Annotated in this window: 4 protein-coding genes; 1 reads left to right on the top strand and 3 read right to left on the bottom strand. The window is 46.0% G+C overall.

Annotated features, from left to right (window positions below; genetic code table 11):
* Window positions 1–7 precede the first annotated feature (7 nt).
* Window positions 8–280, top strand: coding sequence for a hypothetical protein (locus tag D1831_RS05795; RefSeq protein ID WP_125071983.1), 273 nt, complete (start codon window positions 8–10; stop codon window positions 278–280).
* A gap of 46 nt (window positions 281–326) precedes the next feature.
* Here D1831_RS05795 and D1831_RS05800 read toward each other — a convergent pair whose 3' ends face one another.
* The 3 genes from D1831_RS05800 to D1831_RS05810 form a co-directional block, all read right to left on the bottom strand.
* A complete protein-coding gene (locus tag D1831_RS05800; RefSeq protein WP_225422795.1) occupies window positions 327–800 on the bottom strand; it encodes a MarR family winged helix-turn-helix transcriptional regulator in 474 nt (157 codons plus the stop codon).
* A 72-nt stretch (window positions 801–872) separates the two neighbouring features.
* Window positions 873–2,846: a coiled-coil domain-containing protein gene (locus D1831_RS05805; protein WP_125071985.1), complete on the bottom strand. Its 1,974-nt coding sequence runs from the start codon at window positions 2,844–2,846 to the stop codon at window positions 873–875.
* A gap of 102 nt (window positions 2,847–2,948) precedes the next feature.
* Window positions 2,949–5,951, bottom strand: coding sequence for a MucBP domain-containing protein (locus D1831_RS05810; protein ID WP_125071986.1), 3,003 nt, complete (start codon window positions 5,949–5,951; stop codon window positions 2,949–2,951).
* Window positions 5,952–6,795: the final 844 nt, after the last annotated feature.

Raw genomic sequence — 6,795 nt, forward strand, 5'->3', positions numbered from 1 at the left:
GATTCAGATGCGACTATACAAACCGTTAACCAAACCCGATGGACGGGTTCACAGCACCGGCGAGCGTCACACCAATCCCTACTACGGTAAACGTGGTGCCGACTGGGTCAAAGACACCAACGCGTCCCTGTATAACGCGCAGCACGAACACTCGCAAGCGCGTTTACACTTGGAGCACCGCGTCAGTCAAATCACCCGTAACGTTATTTTCACGGTGCTGGCCATCCTCGGTATGATCGTTGGTGGCTTCATCATTTATTCAATCGCACTCAGTCTCTAGGACCACAAAAAAATCCTCACACATCCCAAATGTGTGAGGATTTTTATTAACCCTTAATTTCTTTGGTATCAACGAGTACCTTGCTGACCATCCGTAATTCATCCGTTAATTCGGACGTCCGAATCCGGCCAAACTCGTCTAAGAACTTGCCAAGGCGTTCTTCGTTTACCTTTTCAATTAACCTTGCTACTGACTCACCCTTCGGAGTTAGGGTCAAGTACCGGTAACGTCGATCGTACGGATCGATATTCAACACAATCAAGTCATTGTTAATTAAGTAGGTCAGTTTTCTTGAAATGGCGGACGAAGAAACGTGCCGATCAGCGGCTAGCTCCTTCACCGTAATTCGATGTTCGTTACTATGATCCAAGTAATAGAGAATCAGGAATTGTTCAAACGAAATGTCGGCGTCGGCCACCATCGTTTGAATAATTTCCCTTAAGTGGCTTTCCAGCCACGACATTCCGACTAGAACCTTTTCAAACAGTTCCGCATCATCATACTTTGCCTTTTTTTCCATGGTATCAGTCTTCAATTCTTCCAACCCCATTTGAGCGTCGTGTTCAGGCGGAGATTATTCACGACTCCGCGACTAAGCACGGTCACTAACTGTTGGCATGATCGTAATTTCAAGGTCACGCGTCATCTTCTTCTCAATAGCATCTTGAACGTCATGGTCCGTCACAACTAAGCTTGACAACTTACTCTTCCCGTCAATGATGTCCTTAACGTGTTGGTTATCTAAATCGTTAGCCGACACGATTGGTAAAACGTGGAAGTGTTCGTTGGTTGCTTTTAAGCATTGGTCAAACAGCGGCGTGTTCACGCCCATTACCAAGACACTGTCTTGTTTTTGCAAAACGGATGATAACCACCAAGTTAATAATTGCGCTTCGGAATGGAAAACGTTCGTAATGGCTTCATCTTTATTGACTAACTGAATTGATAATTCGTGGTTGCTTCCGTACTGTTTGATCATTGCGATGGAACGGTCTGGCCGGTAGAAGTTCTCCAAGGTCACTTGTGAATTATTAGTCCGGTCAAGGTACTGGGTAACGGACAGAAAACCAGCCGCGTCGTACACGTCACGCCGCGTTGCAATCGAGCCGTTAAAGTACGTGATGTACCAAATAGCCCCACTCTTGCGGTACTTCAAATCCATAATCAGGTTACCGCCATCGTCGGCGATTGACGTGATCTGCTGATCAGAGTTGCGCTTATACTGCCATGCCGGGTTATCTGGTAATTCGGGCTTAGACTTCGCAACTTCACCGGGAACCTTCGCTTGAAGCGCATAGTACATATTAAATAGGCCGGTGTTCTTTTCAACTAAGCCGTGGTTCTGATAGCTCTTCCAGATATCCGGTAAACTATCGTTATAGTTGATCGTCACAACGTTAGCGTCACCCTTAACTTCGTTCTTCAAGAGACCCATGATCATGGACATTGAAGTCTTTTCATCTTCTGATAAGGATTGAATTAGATCGTTACTGAAGAGGAAGTATTTTGCTGATTGGTCAAACTCAACTGGTGAGACCAAGTGGGTCGTGCCGTAATCCGATTTTAACTTCGCGTCAATGCTTTCAATCTTTTGTTGTAAGCCCTTAACAGAAGCTTCATTTTGATCATAATCGTGTTGCAACCGGTTGATCTTCTGATTGATCAAGTTCAACTGACGTGACTGTTCATCCTGCGCATTCTTAGTCTTCCGGTCATAAGCAACCAGGGCATCTTGAGCGGTATGTAAAGACTTTTCCGCGGTTGTAATGGCGTGTTCCTTGCTTGAACGATCACGGGTTTCGGACTGCTCACGTTTTTGAAGTTTCACCAGTTCACTGTTGATTGCATCACTCTTTGAATACAGGTCTTGGGCTTGTTTTTCTTGGTCCTTCATCAAGACAAATAACTTCTTCAAGTCTTGCTCGCCTTGAATGGCCTTCCGCATATTAGCTTCGTTTTGCCGTAAATCGGCTAATGAACGTTCGGACTGACTGATCTTTTGTTGTAACGAATTTAAAGTCTGGTCACTCTTGGTCAATGAACGCTTGGCGTCATCGTACTGCTTCTGAGCAGCGTTGATCTTCGCGACCATGTCCTTACGCTCGTCACCGTTATCCATCACCACTTTATCTTGCTTTTGCAAGGTAACCTTAGCATCGGCTAACTGTTGACCTAAGTTCTTTTGTTCCCCAACCAACGTTTCGTAGCGTTGCTTTTCGTGCTTACGATCCTGAACCAGTTGAACTTTAAGTTCCCCTCGTAAAACTTGGTACTGTTTGTTCAAATCGGACATTTCCCGTTCGATCATTGAACTAGTCTTCGCGGACTTTTGTCCGGCACGCCGTTGGTTAACCCGGTTTTGCCCTTTGATTGGTGTGACATTGGAAGCAGCCGCACTACTCCCTGCTGGCGAAGCACCCGCGGCGTTGCGGTCGTTAGCCGCGTTGCCAGGTGTAGCTTTTGGTTTGGGCTTCTGAGCAGCGACAGTTGAGGTCGCCGTTGCGCGCTCAGAATGACTCGCAAAATCCTCATTCTTATCTTTGCGCTTTAAACTGAACATCTTCATAATGCAACTCCTCCATAAACTTGATTGTTTGCTCAAAGAGTAGAAAGGTCGCGTGAACGACCTTTCTATCCGTTCAGCAAATAATCAAGCTTCTATTAATTATTATGCTTCATGCTTACGACGTGAGACACCGAAGTACAATGCTGAACCCATTAACATGGTTCCAAGACCCAAGACAGCTAATGCCGTCCCGTTCTCGTCTTCGTCAGTTTGTGGCAAAGCCTTTGCATCGGAAGTTGTGGTCTTCGTCTTAGTCGTTTCAACCGGCTTCAAGGCAGCGGCAGCTGGGATTACCCCGGCAGTTCCGTTCGTCTGGTCACCATCGTAAACGGTAACGGTCTTGATTTCAGTAGCTGGGGCCGTCGTTGGTTGTGCAACGGTGGTTGTTTGACCCTCGTCGCCTTCAGCAGGCGCAGTAGTCGCTGCTGTTGTTGGTGCCGTTGTAGGAGCCGTTGTTGGTGCAGTCGTTGGCGCCGTTGTCGGTGCAACTGTAGGAGCCGTTGTTGGTGCGGTCGTTGGTGCTACGGTTGGCGCCGTTGTCGGTGCAGTTGTAGGAGCCGTCGTTGGTGCGGTCGTCGGTTGTGCAACCTTTGCGTAAGTCAACGTTACGGTTGAGTCGGCATTGCCAATAGTTCCCTTAGCATTGTCGGACTTGAGCGTGTAACCCTCAATATCCTTTGTCGCGTCATAAGCCGTCCCGGTTTCACCGGTAAACGTCTTGTCAGCCGCAATGGAATTGCCAGCTTCGTCAACGTACTTCGCCGTTACCGTGTATTGGGCCGCTGGGTTCTTTGCGTAAACGATCGTTACGGTTGAATCTGCGTCACCGATCTTACCAGTTACGTCGCCAGACTTGTAAGTGTAGCCATCAATGGCGTTCGTGGCATCGTAAGCCGTCCCGGTTTCACCGGTAAACGTCTTGTCAGCCGCAATGGAATTGCCAGCTTCGTCAACGTACTTCGCCGTTACCGTATATTGTGCGGCTGGGTTCTTTGCGTAAACGATCGTTACAATTGAATCTGCGTCGCCAATCTTGCCAGTTACGTCGCCGGACTTGTAAGTGTAGCCGTCAATGGCGTTTGTGGCATCGTAAGCCGTCCCGGTTTCACCGGTAAACGTCTTGTCAGCCGCAATGGTGTTGCCAGCTTCGTCAACGTACTTCGCCGTTACCGTGTATTGGGCCGCTGGGTTCTTTGCGTAAACGATCGTTACGGTTGAATCTGCGTCGCCAATCTTACCAGTTACGTCGCCAGACTTGTAAGTGTAGCCGTCAATGGCGTTCGTTGCGTCGTAAGCCGTCCCGGTTTCACCGGTAAACGTCTTGTCAGCCGCAATGGTGTTGCCAGCTTCGTCAACGTACTTCGCCGTTACCGTGTATTGTGCGGCTGGGTTCTTCGTGTAAGTTAACGTTACGGTCGAATCAGCATCACCGATTTGACCGGCAACCGCACCATCAGCTTTACTGAAGGTGTAACCATCAATGGCGTTCGTTGCGTCATAGGCCGTCCCGGTTTCGCCAGTAAACGTCTTGTCAGCCGCAATGGAATTGCCGTCTTCATCAACGTACTTCGCCGTTACCGTGTATTGAGCTGCTGGATTCTTCGTGTAGATGAAGTTAACCACGTTAATCCCATTAGCTAACGTAGCAGCGTTAACGTCACCCGTTTGCAATTCTGCTTTGGCGTCAGCATTACCAATCGTATAGCCAGCATAGGTATAGCCTTCAACTTCAGGATGGGCAACGGTGTAAGTCCCACCAGCTTGTGTGAAGGTACCGTCAGCCCCCTGCATGTAAGTGTTGTCTTCAGCAACAGTGTTACCATCAGTGTCTTGATACTTAACTGTTACCGCCGTATTTTCAACATAGAATAATTTAATTGAAGCACCATCAGCTGCAAGCTCACCGGACAGCTCAGCACTACTATTGTAGTAAGTATAGCCATCTAATACTGCCGGAGTAATTGTATAAGTACCACCGACGTCTCCGGCCTTTGTAACACCCGCACCACTAATTGCCTGAACATCAGGTGCTGTCTGGCCATCGAATTTTGAAACAATATAATAGGTGACATCTACGTTGGCTTGTTGAACTTCAGTTGACGTATTCTTTGTCTCGTAGTTCCAACCCGCTGTTTCTGTTGACGTATCACCGTTTGCATTTGGTACTTCGGCAAATTGTAAACTGCCAGAAGGCGCATCAGTGAGCGCGTCATATTCAAAGTTAAAGGTGATTGATTTGGCAGTAGCACCGATCTTGTCATAGTTGATACCACTAAAGGCCGTTTGGTCCGCTTCACTCAGAGTGTTCGCTTTTCCACCATCAATTTGGTAAGAAAGTAATTTCCACGTTCCACGCGCATCGTTTGAGTTAACTGGTTTAACGGTAAATTGACCGTTACCATTATTCCAATCTACTTTAGGGTTCTTAGTCAACGTAATGTCAACGTCATACGTCTTACCCGCTTCAGGGTTGCTAATCTGCGTGTTATTAACGGTTTGACCAGTTTGACCAGTTTGGTTAGTTTTATTAACCGTACCAGTATTCTTCACAGTGGTCGTACCGTCACTAGCAGCAACCGACGTTACGTCAACTTGTGCATCTTCAGAAACTGAAACGTTTGCTTGTGATTCCGGTGTCGTAACTATAGGAGTTGTTTGGCTCACCTTAGTAGTAGTTTCTGGTGCAATTGAAGCCGATTCAGCTACTGGAGCTGAGTAGGCTGCTGGAGTTGCAGCACTTACCCCTTCGTTACTAGTAGTATCTTGTAAACCAGCGGCACTTGAACCGTTAGAATTCTGAGAAACAGGAGCGCCTGAACCGTCAGAACCATTGGAGCTTTGTGAAGCGGCTTGTGAACCTTGACTAGTTGCAGAACCGGCACTAGCAGGTGTACTTGAAGTAGGAGCTCCACTTTGAACATTTTCGACACTATTGCCTTCACTACCATTATTAGTAGTATCAGCAGAAGCGTTTACATTCGCTAAAGAAAGTCCGGCAAGTACCGCTAAGGTCGTTGCTCCAGCAGCAACCCACTTTTTGCCGTCCTTATACATCTTTACCCGGTAAACTGAATCCCCGGTCATTTTTTGATTATCTTTTGACATTTGGTTTTTCCTCCCCAAACAGCAACAAAATTCCCTTGTGAATTAAAACGGTGGGTGACAAATCGCTTGCCAACCCACCATCTTAGTCACGCGTATTTGTGTTGTGTCTATTACACCATAATGATTTCTATCGGCGTTTTATTAAAAGTTGCAATTAACTTTTAAAAGCAGCAATCAAATCTAAAACAAAGCTGTGGAAACCACCAAAGATATCATTAGTTACACTTGATGTGTACGATGATGTGTGTGTCCCCGGTAAAATATGAAAATCATTGAAAAAACTCATGGTGTGTGCTCCCCTATTCAGTGGAATCATGAGATTGACCGTTTAACGAAGTAACCTGTTAACTATATACTCTCTCATAATTCGCATAATATTAAGATATAAATTAATTATTAGATTAATTTATTCGCAAAATTACATTATTTTCAGATTTAGACACTACGTTTAAGTAGATACTGCTTAAATCACCAAAAATGTTACGACTAACATTTCATTGTTCGGTGTCACGCACGCCTAAAAGCAGTAACGGTTCTTTGCCGTCATTTCCAATGACCAACTATTTTGCTTTAGAAGAAACCTTTGATTGCAGAGATCAAGTTCAATACAAATGAGTGGAATCCGCCGAATGGATCGTTGGAAACACTTGAAGTGTATGATGAAGTGTGCGTACCTGGTAAAATATGAAAATCGTTAAAGAAACTCATGTTGTTTGCCTCCTATGGCATTAATTGATTGGCTTTAGAAGAAGCCTTTGATTGCTGAGATTAAGTTCAATACGAATGAGTGGAATCCGCCGAAGATGTCGTTGGAAACACTTGAAGTGTATGATGAAGTGTGCGT

Source organism: Lactiplantibacillus garii, assembly GCF_003885105.1.
Taxonomy (GTDB): Bacteria; Bacillota; Bacilli; order Lactobacillales; family Lactobacillaceae; genus Lactiplantibacillus; species Lactiplantibacillus garii.